19 protein-coding genes are annotated in these 23,927 nt (G+C 43.5%); 16 read left to right on the top strand and 3 right to left on the bottom strand.

Annotation, left to right across the window (positions count from 1 at the left end; all coding sequences use genetic code 11):
* The first annotated feature begins 7 nt into the window (after window positions 1-7).
* The 12 genes from flhF to JEZ96_RS12825 all read left to right on the top strand — a co-directional run bounded on the left by flhF (window position 8) and on the right by JEZ96_RS12825 (window position 10,898).
* Entirely contained in the window at window positions 8-1,390 is a 1,383-nt protein-coding gene (gene flhF / locus JEZ96_RS12880) for a flagellar biosynthesis protein FlhF (RefSeq protein WP_025008413.1), read from the top strand.
* A gap of 4 nt (window positions 1,391-1,394) precedes the next feature.
* Window positions 1,395-2,276 (top strand): MinD/ParA family protein, encoded by an 882-nt coding sequence (locus tag JEZ96_RS12875; RefSeq protein ID WP_011919601.1) that lies wholly within the window; start codon window positions 1,395-1,397, stop codon window positions 2,274-2,276.
* The gene (locus JEZ96_RS12870; protein WP_011919600.1) at window positions 2,269-2,982 is read left to right on the top strand and encodes an RNA polymerase sigma factor FliA; all 714 of its coding nucleotides are present in this window, start codon (window positions 2,269-2,271) and stop codon (window positions 2,980-2,982) included. Before JEZ96_RS12875 ends, JEZ96_RS12870 begins: the two co-directional genes overlap by 8 nt.
* Window positions 2,983-3,029: 47 nt before the next feature.
* Window positions 3,030-3,413 (top strand): chemotaxis response regulator CheY, encoded by a 384-nt coding sequence (gene cheY / locus JEZ96_RS12865; protein ID WP_128090283.1) that lies wholly within the window; start codon window positions 3,030-3,032, stop codon window positions 3,411-3,413.
* 13 nt (window positions 3,414-3,426) lie between these two features.
* Entirely contained in the window at window positions 3,427-4,164 is a 738-nt protein-coding gene (locus JEZ96_RS12860; RefSeq protein WP_011788790.1) for a protein phosphatase CheZ, read from the top strand.
* 15 nt (window positions 4,165-4,179) lie between these two features.
* Window positions 4,180-6,408 (top strand): chemotaxis protein CheA, encoded by a 2,229-nt coding sequence (locus JEZ96_RS12855; protein WP_061783061.1) that lies wholly within the window; start codon window positions 4,180-4,182, stop codon window positions 6,406-6,408.
* Window positions 6,409-6,428: 20 nt separating this feature from the next.
* The gene (locus JEZ96_RS12850) at window positions 6,429-7,547 is read left to right on the top strand and encodes a protein-glutamate methylesterase/protein-glutamine glutaminase (protein ID WP_025008415.1); all 1,119 of its coding nucleotides are present in this window, start codon (window positions 6,429-6,431) and stop codon (window positions 7,545-7,547) included.
* A gap of 22 nt (window positions 7,548-7,569) precedes the next feature.
* On the top strand, window positions 7,570-8,004 hold the full coding sequence (locus tag JEZ96_RS12845; RefSeq protein ID WP_025008416.1) for a hypothetical protein: 435 nt from the start codon (window positions 7,570-7,572) through the stop codon (window positions 8,002-8,004).
* Window positions 8,005-8,059: 55 nt separating this feature from the next.
* The gene (locus tag JEZ96_RS12840) at window positions 8,060-8,851 is read left to right on the top strand and encodes a ParA family protein (protein ID WP_011788794.1); all 792 of its coding nucleotides are present in this window, start codon (window positions 8,060-8,062) and stop codon (window positions 8,849-8,851) included.
* A complete protein-coding gene (locus tag JEZ96_RS12835) occupies window positions 8,835-9,827 on the top strand; it encodes a chemotaxis protein CheW (protein ID WP_011788795.1) in 993 nt (330 codons plus the stop codon). Before JEZ96_RS12840 ends, JEZ96_RS12835 begins: the two co-directional genes overlap by 17 nt.
* Before the next feature lie 7 nt (window positions 9,828-9,834).
* Window positions 9,835-10,329, top strand: a complete 495-nt coding sequence (locus JEZ96_RS12830; RefSeq protein WP_011788796.1) for a chemotaxis protein CheW — start codon at window positions 9,835-9,837, stop codon at window positions 10,327-10,329.
* Window positions 10,330-10,499: 170 nt separating this feature from the next.
* Window positions 10,500-10,898 carry a DUF2802 domain-containing protein gene (locus JEZ96_RS12825; protein WP_011788797.1) on the top strand — a complete coding sequence of 133 codons (399 nt, stop codon included), beginning with the start codon at window positions 10,500-10,502 and terminating at the stop codon, window positions 10,896-10,898.
* 427 nt (window positions 10,899-11,325) lie between these two features.
* Here JEZ96_RS12825 and JEZ96_RS12820 read toward each other — a convergent pair whose 3' ends face one another.
* On the bottom strand, window positions 11,326-11,637 hold the full coding sequence (locus tag JEZ96_RS12820) for an EscU/YscU/HrcU family type III secretion system export apparatus switch protein (protein ID WP_011919594.1): 312 nt from the start codon (window positions 11,635-11,637) through the stop codon (window positions 11,326-11,328).
* 40 nt (window positions 11,638-11,677) lie between these two features.
* Entirely contained in the window at window positions 11,678-13,597 is a 1,920-nt protein-coding gene (locus JEZ96_RS12815) for a hypothetical protein (RefSeq protein WP_061783063.1), read from the bottom strand.
* A 230-nt stretch (window positions 13,598-13,827) separates the two neighbouring features.
* Between JEZ96_RS12815 and JEZ96_RS12810 the strand changes: the two genes are divergently transcribed.
* On the top strand, window positions 13,828-14,610 hold the full coding sequence (locus tag JEZ96_RS12810; RefSeq protein WP_011919592.1) for an MlaA family lipoprotein: 783 nt from the start codon (window positions 13,828-13,830) through the stop codon (window positions 14,608-14,610).
* Window positions 14,611-14,729: 119 nt separating this feature from the next.
* A complete protein-coding gene (locus JEZ96_RS12805) occupies window positions 14,730-15,860 on the top strand; it encodes a response regulator (protein ID WP_025008418.1) in 1,131 nt (376 codons plus the stop codon).
* Between the two features lie 496 nt (window positions 15,861-16,356).
* Here JEZ96_RS12805 and JEZ96_RS12800 read toward each other — a convergent pair whose 3' ends face one another.
* On the bottom strand, window positions 16,357-17,862 hold the full coding sequence (locus JEZ96_RS12800) for a peptide MFS transporter (protein WP_025008419.1): 1,506 nt from the start codon (window positions 17,860-17,862) through the stop codon (window positions 16,357-16,359).
* A gap of 473 nt (window positions 17,863-18,335) precedes the next feature.
* On the opposite strand from JEZ96_RS12800, the gene rfaH reads away from it, so the two are divergent.
* Together rfaH and JEZ96_RS12790 are read left to right on the top strand one after the other, a co-directional pair.
* Window positions 18,336-18,842: a transcription/translation regulatory transformer protein RfaH gene (gene rfaH / locus JEZ96_RS12795; RefSeq protein WP_025008420.1), complete on the top strand. Its 507-nt coding sequence runs from the start codon at window positions 18,336-18,338 to the stop codon at window positions 18,840-18,842.
* A 2,265-nt stretch (window positions 18,843-21,107) separates the two neighbouring features.
* Entirely contained in the window at window positions 21,108-23,843 is a 2,736-nt protein-coding gene (locus JEZ96_RS12790; protein WP_061783246.1) for an SLBB domain-containing protein, read from the top strand.
* Window positions 23,844-23,927 lie beyond the last annotated feature (84 nt).

Below are 23,927 nucleotides of genomic sequence, written 5' to 3'. Positions count from 1 at the left end.
CGCATAAGTGAAGATTAAACGATTTTTTGCCAAAGACATGCGTGCCGCTCTGGCCCAAGTGAAAGACACTCTCGGCTCAGATGCCGTTATCATGTCAAACAAAAAGGTGAATGGCGGTATCGAAATTGTTGCCGCGGTTGACTACGATGAGCCAAAAGCGAAGGCGTCCGCGACACCTCCTGCACCTACTTTTATGGATGTCAGTGATGACTTAGTGTCTCTTGGTGGAAAGCAGCCTGTGCGTGCACAGAGCAGTGTCAAACCATCGGCGCCAGCAGATTCATTACAAGCTTTGCTCGAGAAACAACAAAGCCGTTTAAATCAGCAATTATCGCATCAGCAACCTGAAGCCGATTTACCCGCATGGGCAAAAGGGTTACAGGCACCAGTAGCATCGAAGTCTGAGCGCCGAGACATTCCGGCCGCTTTTGATAAAAAGCCGCAAACCACACAAAAACAAAATGCTGATATTGAAGCCATGCGTGATGAATTAGCATCACTGCGTAATTTATTGACTCACCAAGTGTCTTCTTTGATGACAGAGCATAAAAAACGTATCGATCCCGTTGGCGCTATGCTGGAATCTAAGTTACTTGAAGCCGAATTTTCTCCTGCAGTTGCTGCGAAATTAGCCGCGTTGAGTCAGCATTATACCCCTGCTGAGTTAGTGCGAGCACTACCCCAAAGTCTAGCTAATATGCTTGATAATCAAGGTGATGATATAGTTAGGCAGGGTGGAGTAGTGGCTTTAGTTGGCCCTACTGGTGTGGGTAAAACGACCTCATTAGCTAAATTGGCTGCGCGTTTTACTGCTCACCATGGGCCGGAACAAGTCGCATTAATTACCACAGATCATTATCGCATTGGCGCCTATGAGCAATTAGCGACCTATGGCAAAATAATGGGCTGTCCAGTTAAGCAAGCCCATGATCTCAATGAATTAGAACAAATTCTTTATCAGTTCAGAAATCGCAAGCTAGTATTGATAGATACCGCTGGTATGGGGCAACGAGATATGCGGCTTTACCAGCAACTTGATAATTTAACTGCAAATAGCAGAATACCTATTCGCAGTTATCTGGTACTGTCTGCCACAGGACAGCGCCGAGTGTTGCAAGATGCTGTTAATCATTTTAAACGCATTCCTTTATCTGGTGCCGTGCTCACAAAACTCGATGAATCAGTCTCCCTCGCGGGTGCGCTGAGTGTGTTGATCCAAAGTGGGCTACCATTAAGTTATGTTACTGATGGACAAAGGGTTCCAGAAGATATGAAAGTCGCAGACACCCTAATGTTAGCGCAGCAGGCGCTTGCGACATTAGATAGTACAGAACAACAATCATTACAAGACACAGCGTGGTCAGATAATATGGCCTGTGCATTTGAGTAGAGTTATGACCCTGGATCAAGCAAGTGGTTTACGTATGATGAATCAACCCTATAACGAAAAAGTGAAAGTAATCGCTGTCACAGGTGGTAAAGGTGGCGTGGGTAAAACCAGCGTATCAATTAATACCGCAGTGGCATTAGCCGAAAAGGGCAAGCGTGTCTTAGTGCTTGACGCAGACCTTGGCTTAGCCAATGTCGATGTCATGTTGGGGATCCGTGCCGAGCGTAACCTCTCCCATGTATTATCGGGTGATGCTGAACTTGACGATATTATTGTCCGTGGGCCTAAAGGTATTGGTATCGTACCAGCGACTTCAGGCACCCAAGGTATGGTGGAACTAAGTCCTGCTCAGCATGCTGGATTAATCCGTGCTTTCAGTGAGATGCGCACACAATTTGATATTCTTGTGGTCGATACTGCTGCAGGGATTTCTGATATGGTACTCAGTTTCTCACGTGCTTCGCAGGATGTGCTAGTCGTTGTATGTGACGAGCCTACCTCAATCACCGACGCCTATGCGTTAATTAAAATTCTCAGCCGTGAACACGGTGTATTTCGTTTTAAAATTGTTGCCAATATGGTGCGTAGTTTACGCGAAGGGATGGAATTATTTGCTAAACTCAGTAAAGTGACCGACCGATTTTTAGATGTGGCACTTGAGCTCGTTGCAACGATTCCATTTGATGAAAATTTGCGTAAGTCTGTGCGTAAGCAAAAGTTAGTGGTTGAAGCTTATCCTAAATCACCTGCAGCTATCGCATACCAAGGCTTAGCCAATAAAATCATGAGTTGGCCTGTACCGCAACAACCTGGTGGGCATTTGGAGTTTTTCGTTGAACGTTTAGTCCAACGACCAGATTTTCAAGAGGAAAAAACGAGTGAATAAAGCCGCAGCGTATACTTGTTTAGACAATAAATCGTCTATCGTTGAACAGTATGCTCCGTTGGTTAAAAGAATTGCACATCATTTACTCGCCAGACTGCCAGCTTCTGTGCAGCTAGATGATCTACTACAAGCTGGGATGATGGGACTATTAGAAGCATCATCCAAGTTTGATGGTGGCAAAGGTGCAAAATTTGAAACCTTCGCTGGCATACGGATCCGTGGTGCCATGCTGGACGAAATTCGTCGAGGTGATTGGGTCCCACGTTCTGTTCATCGTAATAATCGTAGGGTAGCACAAGCCATTGATGAGTTAGAGCAAGAACTGGGCCGTGATGCACGTGACACAGAAATTGCAGAAAAACTTGATATGACGCTCGATGAGTACCATCATATTCTTAACGATGTTTCTGTCGGAAAAATCATAGGGATAGAAGACTTAGGTGTATCGCAAGATATACTAACGCTGAGCGATAGGTCCGACGATGGCTCGTTTGAAGCTCTCGCTGAGACTCAGTTTCATTCCGCATTAGTTGAGGCAATAAAATTATTGCCAGAAAGAGATGCGTTAGTGTTATCGCTGTACTACGATGAAGCATTGAATTTAAAAGAGATTGGCGCCATTCTTGAAGTAAGCGAATCGCGAGTTAGCCAGATATTAAGTCAGGCTATGTTGCGACTCAAAGCTAAGCTCAAGCACTGGACATAAGTATAATTATTAATCGAGCACATAATGTCAGCTCACCGGAGGAAACCTTGGACAAGAATATGAAGATTCTCATTGTTGACGACTTTTCAACAATGAGACGTATCATCAAGAACTTGTTGCGAGACTTGGGGTTTAACAACACCCAAGAAGCAGACGATGGCTCAACCGCCCTGCCGATGTTGCAAAAGGGGGATTTTGATTTCGTTGTTACAGATTGGAATATGCCCGGCATGCAAGGGATTGATCTGTTAAGAGCTATTCGCGCAGACGACTCTCTTAAGCATTTACCAGTGTTAATGGTTACTGCTGAGGTAAAACGTGAACAAATTATCGCTGCGGCCCAAGCGGGGGTAAACGGCTATGTCGTAAAACCTTTCACAGCAGCTACGTTAAAAGAAAAGTTAGATAAAATATTCGAACGACTCGCTTAGGCAGGGATGAGCTATGAAGTCACATACATCAGGGCTCATCACGCTAGAGCAGGCTCAGCATTTAGTTGAATTACTAAGTGCAGGTGAACAGTCTCAAGCTGATGATTTATTTAGAGAACTTGCAGCTCCACTTCAGAGGGAACTCTTCGACGAGGTAGGTAAGCTCACTCGACAACTTCATAGTGCATTGATGGATTTTCAGGTCGATAATCGTTTAGTTCAGTTGGCGAATACTGACATACCTGATGCGAAACAAAGATTAAACTATGTTATTGATATGACAGAGCAAGCTGCGAATAAAACCATGGATGCAGTTGAGGAATGTTTGCCATTAGCAAATGCCTTAACGACAAATATTCAGCAGGTTATGCCATCTTGGGATAGGTTAATGCGGCGAGACATTGCATTAACTGAGTTTAAAGCCCTATGCCATGATGTGCAGCACTTAATGTTGCGCAGTGAGCAAGATTCTGATCGATTACGTGATTTGCTTAATCAAATATTGATGGCGCAGGATTTTCAAGATCTCACCGGACAAATGATCCGCCGTGTTATCGATTTAGTAATGGAAGTTGAAAGTAACTTGGTATCAATGCTGACGGTATTTGGTGAGCAACCAATAATTGAGCACCAGGTTATTCAGAAAAATAATATTGAAGCAGAAGGCCCGATAATGAATGCCGAGCTTCGTCAAGATGTGGTAACGGGTCAAGACGAAGTAGATGATCTTCTATCGAGTCTAGGTTTCTAACTGGGAGTCAATTTGATGGCCTTTGATGTAGATGAAGAGATACTCCAGGACTTTTTAATCGAAGCAGGTGAGATTTTAGAACTGCTACAGGAGCAACTTGTTGCCCTAGAAAATAATCCTGATGATACTGACTTGCTTAATGCCATTTTCAGGGGATTTCATACCGTTAAAGGCGGCGCCGGCTTTCTCAGTTTGACTCCCATGGTTGATGTTTGCCATGAAGCTGAAAATACTTTTGACTTGTTACGTACCGGCAAGCGAAAAGTTAATGCTGAATTAATGGATATCATTCTGCACGCTGTTGACGCCATTAATACTATGTTCGCTCAAACTCAACAGGGTGAACAACAAGACCCCGCCGATCCAGTATTATTAGCAAAATTAAAAATGCTCAGTTCTGGCGCGCCATTACCCTCTGAATTAAACCCAATTTCACCTGTTGCCATGACTGAACCAGAGCCAGAACCCGAACTTGTTGAAGTTGCTATTATTGAGGAAATGCCCATTGAAGCAACGGAAAGAAGCGGAAGCTCAAGTATTGATGAAATTGATGAAGCGGAATTTGAGGCACTGTTAGATGCTTTGCACGGAGAGGGGAAAGGTCCTGCTGTCAGTTCAGTAGGGAGCGCCGTGCCACCCCAATCTGCGCCAACAGCGAAAGCTCCTGCGTCGACTGATGATATTACCGACGATGAATTTGAAGCTTTACTCGATGAGTTGCATGGTTCTGGTCAGTTTAAAGTCGAAGTTGACGCGCCAGCTAAACCTAAAGCAGTTGTCACGCCGCCAGTGCCACCTGTTGATTCGGATGAAATTACCGATGATGAGTTTGAGCGATTGCTTGATGAATTGCATGGTAAAGGTGGGGCACCGGCAAAAGCAACAGCAAGCATCCCTGTTGCAGCATCATCAACACCTTCAGTTGTAGCGCCTAAGGCTGCGCCAATAACGTCAACGGCTAACGTGGCCGCTACAGTGAGTGCGCCTGTCGTTGCGGCTAAAACTGAGATTGCTGTCGCTGATAAAGCGCCCGCGAAAGCAGCGGCATCAGCCAACGTTCCTCAAGGTGAAACTACAGTTCGAGTCGATACTGCACGCCTTGATCAAATTATGAACATGGTCGGTGAGCTGGTATTAGTGCGAAATCGTCTTGTCAGTTTAGGCATTAGTCGTGATGACGAGGAAATGTCTAAAGCGCTTGCTAACTTAGATCTTGTGACTGCGGATTTACAAGGCGCAGTGATGAAGACCCGTATGCAACCTATTAAAAAGGTGTTTGGGCGTTTCCCCCGTGTTGTTCGCGATCTAGCTCGTACACTGAACAAAGAAATTGACTTGGTTATGATCGGTGAAGAGACCGATTTAGATAAAAACTTAGTGGAGGCCCTCGCCGATCCTCTGGTTCACTTAGTGCGTAACTCGGTTGACCATGGCATAGAAATGCCAAATGAGCGTGAAGCTAGCGGTAAGCCTAGAACAGGGACTATTACCTTATCTGCCAGCCAAGAAGGTGACCATATTCTGCTTAAAATCGAAGATGATGGCGCAGGGATGGATCCTGAAAAACTTAAGCAAATCGCGATTAAACGTGGGGTGCTCGATGACGACGCCGCCGCGCGTATGACAGACACTGAGGCTTATAATCTGATTTTTGCGCCTGGTTTTTCAACAAAGGTGGAAATTTCCGATATTTCAGGTCGTGGCGTTGGTATGGATGTAGTTAAGACCCGTATCGCTCAATTAAACGGTACTGTTCACATAGACTCAATGAAAGGTAAGGGGACGGTGCTTGAAATTAAAGTTCCCTTAACGCTTGCGATTATGCCAACCCTGATGGTGGATGTAGCACAGCAAGTATTTGCTCTGCCGCTATCGAGTGTGAATGAGATATTCCACCTTGATCTAACAAAAACCAACATTGTTGATGGACAACTCACCGTCATAGTGCGTAATAAGGCTGTACCACTGTTCTATTTGGAACACTGGTTACATAAGAATAAAACGAGTTTTAAACATGGTGATAAGAAACATGGCCATGTTGTTATCGTGCAATTAGGTATGATGCAGATAGGATTTGTTGTAGATGCTTTAATTGGCCAAGAAGAAGTGGTTATCAAACCGCTTGGAGCCATGTTACACGGCACACCAGGTATGGCTGGTGCAACGATCACCTCTGATGGCGGTATTGCTCTGATTTTAGATGTACCAGGGCTATTAAAGCATTATGCAAAGAATAAAAGTTAGTTTCCAAGCTAAGGAATGGAATGGCCATTAAAGTATTAGTCGTTGATGACTCAAGTTTTTTTAGGCGACGTGTTAGTGAAATAGTCAATCAAGATCCTGAACTGGAAGTAATTGCGACGGCCTCAAATGGGGCCGAAGCGGTAAAGATGGCTGCTGAACTTAATCCCCAAGTGATTACCATGGATATTGAAATGCCCGTCATGGATGGTATTACTGCCGTCCGTGAGATCATGGCAAAGTGTCCAACACCCATATTAATGTTTTCATCTTTGACCCATGACGGTGCCAAAGCCACGTTAGATGCGTTAGATGCGGGTGCGTTAGATTTTTTACCTAAGCGCTTTGAAGATATTGCAACAAATAAAGATGATGCCATTCTTTTACTCCAGCAAAGAGTGAAAGCCCTTGGTCGCAGGAGAATGTTTCGCCCGATAGTAAGATCTTCGGTGTTGCCAACTCCTACATCTCGAACGAGTACCACTTCTGTTCTGGGGAACACGACGCCTGTTGCCACTGCGCCTGTTCGGACATCCACTGCTTCGTCTATCCGTGCGAGTGGTAAACAATACAAATTACTGCTGATTGGCACTTCTACTGGCGGCCCAGTCGCATTGCAAAAGATTTTGACGCAGTTTCCAGCCAATTATCCTCACCCTATTTTACTCATTCAGCATATGCCGGCAGCCTTTACACCAGCTTTCGCGAATCGTCTAAATGGGTTATGTAAGATTGAAGTAAAAGAAGCTGCAAATGGTGATTTACTTCGACCAGGTTGTGCTTACTTAGCGCCGGGTGGCATGCAGATGATGATCGAACGCAGTGGTGCCAGTGGCCGAATCAAAGTCATCGCGGGGAGTGCTGAGATGAATTATAAGCCCTGCGTCGATATTACTTTTGCATCAGCATCGAAAGCCTATGGTGGTGATGTACTTGCTGTTGTCTTAACGGGTATGGGAGCCGATGGTCGAGAAGGAGCGCGTATGCTTAAATCGGCTGGAGCGACTATTTGGGCACAGGATGAAGCCAGTTGCGTGGTTTACGGCATGCCGCAGGCCGTTGCGAGTGCGGGAATTGCGAGCCAATCTATTTCACTCGACAATATGGCTGAGTCAATTTTAAAAGAGTCTGTTCGTGGCTAATGTAACTAATGTCAAAAAGCCAATGAGCACGAATGTCGTGCTCATTATGGTATTAATGGTGATTACCATTATTTGTCTGGGCGCGTTAAGTCTCGACTATCGACATAAAATCAAATTGTTGCATGAAGATGTACAACGTCTCGAATCAACTCAAGTTTTACTTATGGTACCTGATGAGCAAGCTGAAGCGATTGCAACATGGCTAGCGACTCATCCTGATCAGACTCAAGCTATGTTGAAATTAGCTTCACCGGGTGAGCAAAAAGCAGTTACGGTAGACTTAAATGCAGAACCTTCGTCAATTAATTTGGCGTTACCACCTAAATCAACTGAACCGTCAACGGGTAAAGTAAATACTGACGTTGTGCCTGTAGTGGTGTCAGAGAATGCTGATGGCGTTAAAGTGATTAGCCTACCAAATGGTGGGATAAGGGTAACAACAAGGGAAGGCGATTAGTCTTTTTCAATCGTGATTCAATGCATGTAAGTCGGAATAACGAGAGGATCACTTCTTGAAAGTATGGACCATAGCAAATCAAAAAGGCGGTGTGGGTAAAACCACAACGGTGGCGAGCTTAGCAGGAGTACTGACTAAGCGCGGTAAGCGTGTGCTAATGATCGATACAGATCCCCATGCGTCACTTGGATATTACTTAGGCATTGACTCTGAAAAAGTGCCAGGTTCACTATTTGATGTATTTCTTGCTCATCAGAACTTAACAAAAGAGTTGGTTTGTTCTCATATAGTGCCAACCTTGGTAGATGGTTTGGATCTCTTACCTGCGACCATGGCGCTAGCGACGTTAGACAGAGCGTTAGGTCATCAAGAAGGGATGGGGCTGGTTCTGCGTAATCTTTTAGCACTTGTTGCCGATGAATATGATGTGGCAATTGTAGATTGCCCACCAGTTTTAGGGGTGCTTATGGTGAATGCCCTTGCTGCGAGTCAGCATATCGTTATTCCCGTACAAACCGAATTCTTAGCCATTAAAGGTTTGGAGCGCATGGTCAAAACAATGGAATTAATGGGGCGCTCCAAGAAAACCCAATACAGTTATACCGTTGTTCCAACGATGTATGATAAACGTACTAAAGCTTCTCCCGCGGCCTTACAAATATTAAGCGAACAATATTCAGGTTCCCTGTGGCGTGATGTTATTCCCGTCGATACTAAGTTTAGAGATGCCAGTTTGGCACATTTACCCGCCTCGCATTATGCAAGTGGGTGTCGTGGCGTAAAAGCCTATGAAAGATTGTTAGATTTTTTATTAGTCGGGGAGTTTGGCCATGTCAAAATCGGTTGATGAAACTGTTTTTGATTTTTTTGAATTATTGCTGCATGAGAATGACAGTTCAATTACAGGTATTTCCAAGCCACCATCACATGGGGATAAGTCTCTACAACGGGAGGCGATCGGGAATGAGGTTACATCACTCGATGATGCGATTTTAGCGGAACGTGCATCAGTACGTTTACATCAGACAATAACCGTCACCCCTGAGGTGCAATTCGCTAAAGTAAAGGCACCAAGTCCCAATGTGGTTTTGAGTGAGGTCGCACCTAAAGTAGATAAGCAATCGCTTGAAAAACTACTGGCACCAGTATTAAAAACGGAAGTTAAAACAGAACCCAAAATCATTGAAGAGCTTATACAACCGGAGATTGTTTCCGAGGGTAAGCCTGTTGATGATACTGAACAGCCTATATCTTTTGCCGCCGAAGAGCCTCTTACTGTTGGGCGTGAAGAGGCTATTTTAGTCAATAAGCCAGAGACTCAGCTTGGTATTACACCACCGAGTATCACAAAAGATCTTCAAGAAGTGCTCGATGATGAGTTTCAGGTACTATTCTTTAAAGTGGCTGGGTTAACATTAGCCGTACCGCTAGTGAGTTTAGGTGGCATTGTTAAAGTGGAACGGATTAACCATATTATTGGCCGTCCATCGTGGTTTTTAGGTGTGCAAAGCCACAGGGAAGAACAATTAAACATTGTCGATACTTGCGCTTGGGTTATGCCAGAAAAATACACAGATAAACTGGCGCAATCGGTAAATTATCAATATCTTGTATTGTTAGAAGGCAGTAACTGGGGATTAACTTGTGAGTCTTTAGTCAATGCTGTAAAAATTAATAAATCGCAAGTAAACTGGCGCAGCAAAGCAGGTAAACGGCCTTGGCTCGCTGGTGTCGTTAAAGAACAAATGTGTGGTATTTTGCACGTACAAGCCTTAGTTGAAATGCTTGATGCGGGTTTAGGTTGTCAGGACTCAATTGGTTGAGGTAAACATGAAAGATACAAGAAATGTCGCAGCCGTAGCTGCAAGTAAAGATGATGTAGTATTACAATGGGTTACCTTTAAGTTAGACAACGAAACTTATGGTATCAACGTAATGCAAGTGCAAGAAGTGCTGCGCTATACCGAAATAGCGCCAGTGCCTGGTGCTCCATATTATGTTTTAGGTATCATTAACTTACGTGGTAATGTTGTCACTGTTATCGATACACGGTCACGTTTTGGCTTGCAATCAGCCGAAGTCGATGATTCGACCCGTATTGTGATTATCGAAGCTGAAAAGCAAGTCATCGGTATTTTAGTGGATAGCGTTGCAGAGGTTGTTTACTTACGCCGCAGCGAAATTGACAACGCACCTAATGTCGGGACAGAAGAAAGCGCTAAGTTTATTCAAGGTGTAAGTAACCGTGATAATGAGCTGTTGATCTTAGTTGATCTCGATAAGTTATTATCCGATGAAGAATGGGCTGAACTCACACAACTCTAAACTGTTGCGTTTTTGAGTGCTTAGTAGCAAGCTCTCGACCTTTATGAGCTATTGCCATCAATAACGGAAAAGGGGAACAATGCTTCCCAATAAAGCGATTAGAGTCATGAATCATGCATCCTCTTTATCCGTTATTCTGATTTATACATAGAAATGCATAAGGATTTTTAATGGGCGATGAATTTTTGATCGCGGCGTTAGTCTATGTGATTGCATGTTTAGGGCTTGTGCTCTATCTACAAAAGCAGTTGAGTAAATTACGTAATAAAGTTGAAGCGTTAACTGTGCTTGTCAAGGAAGGTGACCGTCAGCGTGAAGCCTTTAAAAGGGAATTGCAGGAATTACGCAGCGGCACTATTGGTGTGGGGCGCAGAGTCATTGAGTTAGAAAAGCGGTTGCATCAGCAATCCGAGCGCATTGAAGAAACGACCTTACAAGATCCTCAAGCAAAGCTTTATACTCGTGCGATGAAAATGGTCGGACTTGGTGCGGGAGTCGATGAACTGATAAAAGAGTGTGAACTTCCCAAAGCTGAAGCTGAATTATTGATCCGGTTACATCGTAAATAGCGAAGTGTAGGGGCTAAGACGCTCTCCCTTTTGCATAACCGCACTTTTTGTCATTTCTGCATCCTTCGTCATTCCCGCGAAAGCGGGAATCCATCAGTGAAGTCTTTTGGTGTTTTAGAGCTCCGTGACTTAAAAGCTAAAGCTGGATCCCCGCATGCGCGAGGATGACGGCTTAGGGGCGAGGATGACGGCTTAGGGGCGAGGATGACGGCTTAGGGGCGAGGATGACGTGGTAGGAGTAAGGATGACGGAAAAATCAAAGGGTGTTTTGCAACTACTCGATAGCCACTTTGTAGTATACGGACGCTGCTTCACAGTTTACAGAATGGGTTCCGCTCTTACGATAAGAGTCAGCCATGAACGAAGTGCTCTGTAAGCGTAGCGGGTGGTTTTTACTGTTAGCGCAGAGTTCTGCTTTTCCTTGCTCCTAAGCTTTTTCAACAATTTTTTGATGCATATTATTCCATTGCTCGGGGAATTTACCGTCGAGCATATAAACAAAGGCGATCAGTTCTGCAATAAGTAGATACAACTCTTTTGGGATCTCCTCACCTAACTCTAATAAGCGTAGAAAATTGCTAAGATGCGCATCTTGATGAATATAAACTCCTGATTCTTTGGCGAGAGCAATAATTTCTTCGGCGATCAGTCCTTCACCTGTTGCGACAATCTTCGGAGCATGTTTTCCATCGTAACTCAAGGCTACAGCTTGCTTGGTTTTATTATCTTCTGTTGTCATATTATGCTCATTTTGTCACTTACATTGATGTTCATAAACGCTATGCCTTCGTTTTTACTAGAAAATGGTCACCAGGGAGCAATGTGGCTGGCACTGGTGCTATCTGGGTTGAAAGTTCGCTTGTCGTAAAACCGAGCTGTGACAGTTTTTGGCTTAAGGGAGCTAAAAAGTTATCAACCTTATTGAGTAGTGTTTGGTTATTTCCTTTAAATTGAATCTCTAAGAGTTGTTGGTGATAACGAGCTGATATTAATAGGGGCCCCTGTGCAAGATTAAATTTTAGTTGTAAATGCCAACCATTATGCTTCTGCTGCTCATCAGCGTCATTCTCCTGCTCAAATTTGCCTTCAAGCTGTTCGTGTCGTTGATTGATGCTATAGGGGAGAGCAAAAAACCAAACGATATTACCGTTATTTTCGCCACTTGCTTGTTGATATAAATGTAAACTGGTCGCTAATTGTCCCATGCTCTCTAAACCGCCAGCTTTACTCAATTGACTTAGCTGATTGTTAGAAAAACCAGTCCTCGCTTGTAATTGTTCAAGATAATTCGCCAGTTTTTGGCTTAAAGCACTGGTAGTTTTGGCTCTAAAACCGAGTAATAGTTGAAATAATGACGTAATCGCACCAGCATTCATAAAGGATGATGTGTGGCTAAGCTGTTGTGCTGCCCAATTGAGTGTGGCTAATCCTAGTATTTCAGCTTTAAGTGAATCAGGATCACTCAACTGCCCTAAAGGTTGTGGGTTGATATGCGGTAAATGTCTAAGTAGCTCAGTTGCTAGATTATTGTTGCTCCGCAATACCAGTTGATCAGAGGGTAATGCGCCTGCTTTATTAAACGCTTTTTGCAGTACATCATTCACGTTAATGTCGCCATCACTGCTACTGTCAATCTGCTGAACATCTGGCTTAGTTTGCCCAAGATTATTTGTAACATGTGCAGATTGAGAGATAGTTGCAGCGATAAGTGAGCTGTTCTGCAACGAGATATTCGTCGCTGTGTTAGTGATGTTTTGTTCTGTAGTGGGCGGTAAACTGCCAAGGGGTAATCGGGTGGCTGTTATCGATTGCCCGGTTTGTGCGTTAGCTTGTGTATTATTGGCATTAGCTTTGGTTGTTGCTTGGCCGAGATTGGTCGCATCCAAAGTTGGTGTCATCGATGATGCTGCCACTGAAGTGCCTTGGGCACTAAGGGAAGGGCTTATATTTATCGTGGTGGCATTTGATGAGCGCATTTCTGGTTGAGGTATAAGGCTTTCTAGCTTCCTCAGAAAGCTAGCATAAATCTGGGCAGGTTCTGCTTTTGCGATAACCACGTTTGCCGCTTGTTTATCGATTATGGGAACATTAGTTTCATTTATTGAAGCGCCGATAAGGATTTCAAGTTTGCTCACAATAGGGGTGAGTACTAATATAGGACGTCCCTGTGACAAGGCAATTTTAGCTTGGTATTCACCAGCACTCAGTCGAGTCCCCGCGTCTTGTGCAATAACAGTCCCATTTGAAAATTGGAACTCTTTGTGGGTAATAGTGACATCGGGAAGTGGGTAACCTTGAGGGCGCCCAGCTAAGCTGAATAAGCGTTCTAATGATATGCCATTTTGCTGGGCGAGCTGAGCAATAGCTTCTGGTAATTTTAGTGTTAATGCGGTGCCAAGTGCTGTGAGTTGAGCTGGTTGGCTTGCTGTTGTTATGGCAGCGTTAGGTGTCGTATTGGCCGCAGGCTCTGCTGTCGTTTGCGTTAGTAAAAAACGATTGGCGTTAATCAGTGCTTGTCTTTGTTGAGCATCAACGAGCTTTAAATTATATTCTGTACCGTTTAGAATAATACTGTCGCCCTTAGGTGATACAAGCACTTCAACAGGTATTGGACGTGCAGATACGTTTGAGGCATCGTTTTGGTATGCTGGAGCAGGTTGCTGTGGGTTAGCATTATTGATGACTGGGATCGACTCCATGGGATGACCTTAAATAGTTTATCCTGCGGCATGGCATGTTGATAAATTAACAATTGACCAAAATAATTTGCCAAGTATGCTTATGCGTTTTGTGAAAACAATATCAATAGCAAGCTTTCGCAATACTAGAATATACGGCTAAGACGAATGTTACTTATATCGTCACTTGTCTATAGTCACTTTAGCGAAAACTTTGCACCTAAGCAGTACATTTATATTAAGAGATCAATATGAAGTTGAAATGGATAGGGCTATCGTTAGGATTTGTATTATTGCCCCAAGCATATGGGGCAGAAGTCTCCGTACCTGATACCACTTCTCAAGACATTACAGCAGTGACCATTACCTATGATGATCCACGGGATCCTTTCGAGGGTTTTAACCGTGCAATGTGGGATTTTAACTATCTGTATCTTGATAAATATCTCTATCGTCCAGTTGCCCATGGTTATAACGACTATATTCCCCGGCCCGCTAAAACGGGTATTAATAATTTTGTACAGAACTTAGAAGAGCCAAGTAGCTTAGTTAACAATGTGTTACAAGGCAAGTGGGGATGGGCTGCGAATGCTGGCGGGCGTTTTACCGTTAACTCCACAATAGGTTTGTTAGGCGTTTTTGATGTGGCCGATATGATGGGAATGCCGCGTAAGCAAGACGCATTTAACGAAGTGCTGGGTTACTATGGTGTGCCAAATGGTCCTTATTTTATGGCGCCATTTGCGGGCCCCTATGTTGTGCGTGAACTCGCAACAGATTGGGTTGATGGTCTATACTTTCCACTATCAGAGCTCACCATGTGGCAATCCGTTGTTAAGTGGGGGCTTAAGAGTCTTCATGCGAGAGCTTCAGCGATTGATCAAGAAAGGCTCGTTGATAATGCGCTTGATCCCTATGCTTTCGTGAAAGATGCGTATTTACAACACATGGACTATAAAGTCTATGATGGCAATGTTCCTCAGAAACAAGAAGATGATGAGTTGCTTGATCAATATATGCAGGAGCTTGATTAACGTTACGCAACATGGCTATCGATGTTGCTTTCACAACCTAGTCCTTGCCGTATCGAATGATTCTTCCGATGTCATGATTGAGTTATTGCTATAGCAATGAATTTTATTCGGGAATCTTTATGGTGTTAAATGGTGTTTCGATTCTTTTGGTTGAAGATGATCCTGTGTTTCGGCAAATTGTCGCCACGTTCCTTTCTGGGCGTGGCGCTGATGTAGCTCAAGCCTCTGATGGTGAGCAAGGACTGAGTGTTTTCAAACAACAGCGCTTTGATATTGTCTTGGCTGACTTGAGTATGCCAAAGTTAGGAGGACTCGATATGCTCAAGGAAATGACTAAACTTGAGCCACTTATCCCTTCCATTGTGATTTCAGGTAACAATGTCATGGCAGATGTTGTCGAGGCATTACGCATTGGCGCCAGTGATTATTTAGTTAAACCCGTATCCGATTTATTCATTATTGAACAAGCCATTAGGCAAGCCCTACATAAAATCCTTGGTGATGAACCTATTCAAGCAGAAATAGATGCACTGTCCCGGCAAGAGCTAAGTGATAATTTAGCCCTTTTGGAGCAAAGTGTAGAAGCCGCAAAACAGGTTCAGCAGCAGCTATTTCCTGCCTCTAATATCAGTTACCCCGTCGCCAAAGTTGACTACAGTTTGTTTAAAGACAGTGATATTAGTAGTTATTTTATAGACTCGACTATGGTCGGCAATGATCATTTGATCATGTATATGGCACATCTTTATCCTGAGGATAATCGCGCAGCATTTGCCTGTGTATTACTGCGTAGTTTTGTCAATCAAAAGCTTAAAAATTATCGTAGTGGCCAGAGTAAAACAATTATTGAACCGTTCAATATGCTTAGCTATTTGAATGAGCGTTTAGTTAACTCTGGTTTAGATATCACGGTCGATATTATTTATATTTCAATTGAATTGACAAAATATCGAGCGGCGATAGCCCAAGCAGGGAGGGGATTACGCTGCTATTTACGTAATGATCAAGGGCTTAGTCCTTTGGCACTTTCTGATAGTTTACAGTTAGGTTTACTTGACTGGGGTAAACCCAGTATTCAGTTCCGCACTATCCTGCCACAAGAACAACTATGTATAGCTACAAGTGAACCTATACATAAGCAAAATCTACTCGAAAATAAATTCAAAGGGTTAGTTTACGATCGCCATATTCCCGCTGGTGGATTTATGCAATTAAGTCTACCTATAGAGCGTTCGCAAGCTCACGGCTAGGGCACAGTAAAAGGCGCTGTTGCTAGAATCGAGTAAGGCTTCGCAGCGTTCTACATCCTCCCGCGTCCATTTGTTATTTCCGCAATCCTTATTATTTTCGCGTTCCTTTGTTATTCGAACCTCCTCGTCATTTTGCATTCTTTTGTTATTTGAACCCCATCGTCATTTTCGTATTCTTTTGTTATTCCAATCCCCTCGTCATTCCTGCGAAGGCGGGAATCTATAAGTGCACTCTTTTGATGTTTTAAGGCTGGGTGGTTTAAAAGTCAAAGCTGGATCCCCGCATACGCGAGGATGACTATTTGAGGCGATGATGGCTTAAATGCGAGGATGGCTTAAATGCGATGACGACTTAAATGTGAGGATGGTTTACATCGAGGATGGTGGTCAAAGGTTGCTTCGCAACTAGTAGAACATTCGCAGGATTGCTCAAGAACATCACTGCGAGACTCTATAAGAAGCGAAGCCTTTATCTAGCTAGATTCTAGCTGTTATCTTATCGTTTAATCGCTTCGTGCTCAGCAGTTACGGCAATTTCATCTTCTAAAGCCTGCGCTTCTGAAGAATGCTTCGTTTCTGCGCCATGCATCCAGTCAACTAACTTGTCTGCCATAAAGTAGAGCACCACAGCAGAAAATGTGGCTGTAATGGCAATACCTGCGAAAATAGACATGGCATTCGCGAGTTGTTCCTCTTTGCCACCACCATGGCCAATAAACGAACCTACAACACCAGCCACTTTGTTCGCCATAGCGATAAAGAGGAACCAAGCGCCCATCATTAGCGATGCAATACGTAATGGAGCAAGCTTAGTTACCATAGATAAGCCAATAGGTGATAAGCAGAGTTCACCCATAGTATGGAAGAAATAAGCACCCACTAACCACCACATGCTGGATTTAGCGTTAGGATTGCCCCCCATTTCAACTACCGCGCCAATCATAAATAAGAAACCGATCGCCAATAAGAATAGGCCTAAGGCAAATTTAACGGGTGAGTTAGGTTCATTTTTACCTAAACGGATCCAAATTGAAGCAACAACGGGGGCAAATAACACAATGAAAATGGCGTTAAGTGATTGGAAATAGGTGGTGGGGACTTCCCATGTACCAATATAACGGTCAGTGAATTCATTGGTAAATAAGTTCATTAACCCGCCAGCTTGTTCAAAACCTGCCCAGAAGATGATGGTAAAGAGACCAAGCACCATAATGACTTTAATACGGTCGCGTTCAACTTTGGTTAGCGGTTCTTTACGCACATTCCCCAACTGAGCTTGGCGTTCACGTTCAAGTTTCGCCGCAGGCACTGTACCAATATCACCAAGTAGTTTTTGGGCAAATAAGAATTGAATAACAAGGGAAAGTAGCATACCAATACCAGCACAGAAAAAACCTGCTTGCCAGTTATTAACAAACACTTCTTGGTCATTGATTATTTCAGTATGACCAAAGCTGGTATAAGCCCATGCAACAACAAAACCAGATAATGCAGCACCTAAGTTAATCCCCATATAGAAGATGGTAAACGCACCATCGCGTCTATGATCGCCTTCTTCATAGAGATCGCCAACCATAGTGGATATATTAGGTTTAAATAAGCCGTTACCTAAAATAAGCGTTCCCAAACCTACATAGAAGAGTGTCGTTTCAACACCAGGAAACCATGCATGTGGTGCGGCTAACATAAACTGGCCCGCAGCCATCAATGCGCCACCAAAATAGATGGCTTTACGTTGACCAAGAAAATTATCTGCTAACCAGCCACCAATCAGTGGCGTTAGGTAAACTAAAGCAGTGAAGGTACCATAGAGTGACAGTGCATCAGCTTGGCTCCAACCTAACCCACCACCACCTTGCTTGCCAACTTGATCAACTAGATACAGCACCAAAATGGCACGCATTGCGTAATAACTAAAACGTTCCCATAGCTCTGTTGTAAATAGCAGGAACAATCCTTTGGGATGCCCAAGCATTGTCCCTTGTGGTTTTGCTACGCTCATGAAGTCTTCCACCTTAAGCTCGTGATTGCCTGTGGGCCCCTGAAACAGGATGATGTCACCACAGAAAAATGATTTTTCTTATCCCATTAATCGACTTACATTTCAGCAAAACATCTACACGAGAAAGCTCGAATAAAGTTGTTGAATAACTGCAAGTTACGTATGGGTTATTGTTACGTTTTTATAATAAAAGTAATATTTTAAGCGGCAAATTGAATCTTTTCGCTAAAATCCCACCTTATATACCCCTTAAAAGCAACGAAAGTCAATTTTGGCTTGCAAACTGGCGACATAACCAACGATTCAAAGCTAGAGCTGATTACAGTTGATTTACCTAATATAAGTCACACTTGTACGCATACCGAACAGTAGGTCCTCTATGGTGAAAAACTGCTTCCATCGACATTAACATCTTTGTTATGATTGCCGCCCGTGAATGGACGTCACTTGACATAGGGTAATGAGATAAACAAATGAAGGCATGGTACCTTTTGTACTGTAAACCTCGGAGTGAAGCGAGAGCACAGCAGAACTTAGCACTTCAAAATTTAGAGACCTACTTACCAATGGTCTCTGAAGAAAAATCTCAGCGTGGACAGAAACGGATCTGCCGCGTACCGTTGTTCCCAAATTATTTGTTTATCAAATTTGACCCAAGCCAGACAAGCGTCAGGCAGGTCCACTCTACCCGTGGAGTAAATCGAATCGTCAATTGTCAAGAAAAAATGACACCCATTGATGACCGTATTATTCACACCATTCGCATGAAAGAATTCACATCTTCCCAAACCGTATTAGCCGAAGAATCTGAGCTAAAAATGGGGGAAAAAATTCGCTTTAAAGATGGTCCATTTGTTGATTTAGAAGGTATTTTTCAAGAAAAATGCCCAAATAAACGCTGCCATGTTTTATTTAGTCTTATGGGGCAAGTCAATACTATTACTGTTCCAGAAGAATCACTCGAACGAGTTTGTGTATAGGTATGGCATCAGAGTGTTAATGTAAGGATTGTGCTGAGTATTTTGTGAGATATTAGCTATAGTGATGACATTTTTTGTTTATTTTTAATAAAAAGCAGCATTAAAAATATCTATAAAGTCATAACTTTAAGTTGATTTGATTATTAGATGGTTTATTTGCATCTAAAGTGGTGAAAAAGTGAGCTGCGATGCCCGTGTATGAATATTAATTGAACATCCACGGTCGGAAATACGCAGTAAAATTCGGCGGCTAAATTTTTCGTGACTAAACTTAACGATAACTTAATCATACTAAAGATTGATGTTTAGCTACTTTTGGCACTGTTATTGCCGTTTTTACCGGAAATTTCTCCTTTATTTTTCGCTAGATAATGGAGTCAAGTATGGTGTGTTTAATCACGTTTCTACTGATATCTTTAAAGATAAAATCTGACACGGTTCAAATACACGCTAAAAACTAAGAAATCACAGCTGAACCATTCTTTAGCTTTAGTTTATGGACTGTTGGTTTCTATTTTATTGAAAAATATGAATTTTTGCATTGCAAAGGGCAGTATAGAGGCCGCAATCTATGGGCGGTAGCGTGCCTGGAAGGCAAAAGACAGAAAAGTTTCTGTCTTTTAGCGAAAGCCGAAGGGCGTCTCGCCCGCCACGCGGATCGGTAGCGTGCCTGAAAGGCATCGAATGAATAGTTTCATTCGTTAAGCGGACGCCGCAAATAATTGTCTGGAACAATTATTAACAGCTTTAGCCGATCCCAAGGATGAAGTATAGGAAGTACTGAATAAGGCCTCGGGCCGCCACGCGGATCGGTAGTGGGCCTGAATGTTAATAAGAAAAGGCGTAAGTTCACTGCTAGAGCATTATTTCGCGGCTGCTAGATTTTTGTGTCAACTAGATTTTAGAACTTACGTAGCTGCAGGAGAACTTTACACTTTGGTTATTCCGGTGTTACTCAAGTAAGACTCGCTTTTTACGTCATTCCCAGTTTCTTGACGTTATACCTGTGCTACTTCGTTACTCTCAGCTTCTGAGGCTTACGTACTACTTCGTTATTCCGGTGTTTCTCAAGTCAGTCCAGTTTGTTACACCATCTCGGCTTCTTGATGTTATTCCGTGTTCCTTCGTCATTCCCGCGAAGGCGGGAATCCACAGCAGAGTCTTTTTGCTGTTTGAACCTAGAGATATGAAAGCCAAAGCTAAAAGCTGGATCCCCGCATTCGCGAGGATGACGGCTGAAAGGCGAATATGACGGTTAAGAAGTAAGGATGACGGCTTATAGGTAAGGATGACGGTGTAAAAGGCAATATAGCAGCTTAGAGTCAAGAATGATGATTAAGTGTAGGAATCCAGCGTCTTTACGTCATTCCCGTGCTACTTCGTCATTCCCAGTTTCTTGACGTTATACCTGTGCTACTTCGTTACTCTCAGCTTCTGAGGCTATTTTCGTACTACTTCGTTATTCCGGTGTTTCTCAAGTCAGTCCAGTTTGTTACACCATCTCGGCTTCTTGATGTTATTCCGTGTTGCTTCGTCATTCCCGCGAAGGCGGGAATCCACAGTAAAGTCTTTTTGCTGTTTGAACCTAGAGATATGAAAGCCAAAGCTAAAAGCTGGATCCCCGCATTCGCGAGGATGACGGCTGAAAGGCGAATATGACGGTTAAGAAGTAAGGATGACGGCTTATAGGTAAGGATGACGGTGTAAAAGGCAATATAGCAGCTTAGAGTCAAGAATGATGATTAAGTGTAGGAATCCAGCGTCTTTACGTCATTCCCGTGCTACTTCGTCATTCCCAGTTTCTTGACGTTATACCTGTGCTACTTCGTTACTCTCAGCTTCTGAGGCTATTTTCGTACTACTTCGTTATTCCGGTGTTTCTCAAGTCAGTCCAGTTTGTTACACCATCTCGGCTTCTTGATGTTATTCCGTGTTGCTTCGTCATTCCCGCGAAGGCGGGAATCCACAGTAAAGTCTTTTTGCTGTTTGAACCTTGAGATATGAAAGCCAAAGCTAAAAGCTGGATCCCCGCATTCGCGAGGATGACGGCAAAAAGGCGAGTATGACGGTTAAGAAGTAAGGATGACGGCTTAAGCCGAAGATGACTGCTTAAATCAAGGATGACTGCGATAGACCTAATTGACTTAGAAGTCGCGTAGCGACGTTCTGCATTAAAAGCAGCATTCTGCTTTAAATGCTTTAAATGCTTTAAATGCTTTAAATGTTTTAAATGTTTTCCATCTTTAACCCAATCGGAGATATCTGGTGTTACAACAAATCAAAAAATTCATCATAGTTGGCCTTAGCGCCACGATATTGATGGGCGCGCAGGCGCAAGCCGTTACGCCCTCTCCGCAAATGATTGAGCAGTTCAAACAACTCCCAAAAGCGGAACAACAACGCCTTGCACGCCAATATGGTATTGATCCCAATATGCTTTCTGGTAACCAGGCGCAATCACAACCCATTGTTAATCCCGATATAGTGGGTAACCGTGAGGTTAATGCTGCTAACAGTGCAGATAAGAAAGCCAATGCTGAATTGGACTTTACTGAAGACACCAGCAAGCTAAAGTTGCGTCGTTTCGGTTATGAAATGTTTGCTGGCGAGCCTAGTACCTTTGCGCCTGTTTCCGATGTGCCTGTGCCTGGCGAATATCTTGTTGGCCCTGGTGATAACATCAAAGTGCAGCTTTATGGCAAAGAAAATAAAGAATACGACTTGGTGATTAGTCGCGACGGTGTCATTCAATTCCCTGAATTAGGACCAATTCCGGTGATGGGGTTGAGCTTCTCTGAACTTCGCGACTCGCTTTCACAGCGCATAAAGCAGCAGATGATAGGTATTGAGTCGAATATCACTATGGGGCAATTGCGCTCAATTCGTATTTTTGTCGCGGGTGATGCCTATAAACCTGGCTCTTATACAGTTTCAAGCTTATCAACTATCACCCAAGCGTTGTTTGTTGCTGGTGGTGTTAACGAAATTGGCTCATTGCGTAATATCCAATTAAAACGTAATGGCAAATTAGTCGGTTCTTTCGACCTTTACGACCTGTTACTACGAGGCGATGCATCGGGGGATTTGCGCCTGCAATCCGGTGATGTAGTGTTTATTCCTTCCATTGGTGGCCTAGTTTCAGTAACAGGCGAAGTCCGTCGCCCTGCTATTTATGAGCTAAAACAGCATGAAACCATGGCTGATATTATTACTATGGCAGCAGGATTGAACCCTGGTGCTTATCCTAAAAGTAGCTCAGTCGAGCGCTACAATAGCAAATCGCTTAAAACGATAGTGAATGTAGATTTAACCACTGAGCAAGGTAAAAATACTCTCGCCAAAGCGGGTGATGTCATCCGCGTGAAGAGTGCGTCAGAGCAGTACGAAAGTGCAATTACTATTGTTGGTGCAGTCGTTCGCCCTGGTAAATATCAGTGGCTTGCAGGGCAAAAAATTAGTGATGTATTACCATCGCTATGGGGTGATCTTGCCATTTCAGCCGACTTAGATTACGGTCTTTTGGTACGCGAAATAAACCAATATGGTGATGTTCAGGTATATCAATTTTCCCCTGGTCAAGCGATTGGCAATAAAAATACCAGCCAAGATTTAGCCTTACAGCCCCGTGATAAAATCATCATCTTTAACTTCTCGGATGAAGAACAAAACCGTTTTGAACTTAATAAACTGGTAAAGCAACGCATTCAAAAAGTGACATCACTCAGTGATGATAAAATTCTGGGTACAGATCTGTTTCAAGCTGGCTTTAGTCAACTTGACGATGTGAAGTTAACCAGGCGAGCACAAGTGGCTGGTATTGTGGTTACTGATAACGATGGTAATGAACAGGTTGCTGTTGTTAAAGGGGTTGTTGGTAAAATGCTAGCTAACCTTTTTGAAGATAACGACCTTATCAAGCTAAGTAGTCAAATGCGCCGCAATGAGTTGCTTTACCCCATCATGGTTAAACTCAATAACCAGGGTAAAGCAGGTGCAGGTACAAGCATTGTCGCTATCAGTGGTCAAGTTAAACAGCCAGGTGCTTATCCGCTTACTGTGGGGGCAAAAATATCGGATCTTGTGACTGCTGCGGGTGGTTTAAAAGAAGGCGCTTACACCGTTAGAGCAGAGCTAACTACAACCAGTACGACAAGCGAAGGCGTAAATATTGAACACCGCTCAGTAGACTTACAGCAGGCGTTAAGTGGAGATAGTAGTGCAAATCTGCGTTTGGTGAGTCGTGATAATCTAACGGTAATGACTACACCAGATTGGCAAGAAGCTAAAGTGGTTGAAATCCGTGGTGAAGTGAAATTCCCTGGCCGTTACAATATTCGCCGTGGTGAAACATTAAGCCAGTTAATTACTCGTGTAGGTGGTTATACAGAGTATGCCTATTTACCCTCAGCGGTATTTGTGCGTGAGTCAGTTCGTCAGCAAGAACAGATTGAAATTAAAAAGTTAGCCGATCAACTCCGCCGTGATATTGCCACCCGTGGTGTATCAAAAGATGGAACAGTCGTTAACTATTCCGATGCTCAGTTGATGTTGACGGATCTTGAAAATATCAAAGCAGTGGGTCGTTTAGTCGTTGATTTACCAGCAATCAGCTTAGGCATTAAGCAGGCCGATCTGCAATTAGAAGATGATGATATTCTTTATGTGCCATCAACTAAACAGACTATCGCTGTTATGGGTGAAGTGCAGCATCCTGCCACCCACAGATTTAAAGATGGCTTAACCTTAGACCAATATTTGGCAATGTCTGGTGGCGCCAGAGAACGAGCCGATGCTGACCGAACTTATATTATTCAAGCTAATGGGTCAGTATTAATGCCTAGCCGTTCGAGTTGGTTTAGCAGTGGTGATCAGTTACAACCTGGTGATACTGTGATTGTCCCACTTGATACTGAATATAAAGATAACCTAACGCTTTGGTCACAAGTGACAGGCATCATCTATAACACCGCGGTTGCAGTGTCAGCCATCGCAGGGCTGTAGAACTAAGGATCTAGGACGCTGCTTCGCAACTGCGAGAACGCAGCAAAAAGCGCTGCTCTAGAACGCCACTACGTGGCGCTAGAA

The organism is Shewanella putrefaciens, assembly GCF_016406325.1.
In the GTDB taxonomy this organism is placed as follows: domain Bacteria; phylum Pseudomonadota; class Gammaproteobacteria; order Enterobacterales; family Shewanellaceae; genus Shewanella; species Shewanella putrefaciens.
Note: the sequence above shows the minus strand (reverse complement) of the source record. Positions and strands in the feature narration are given on the sequence as shown.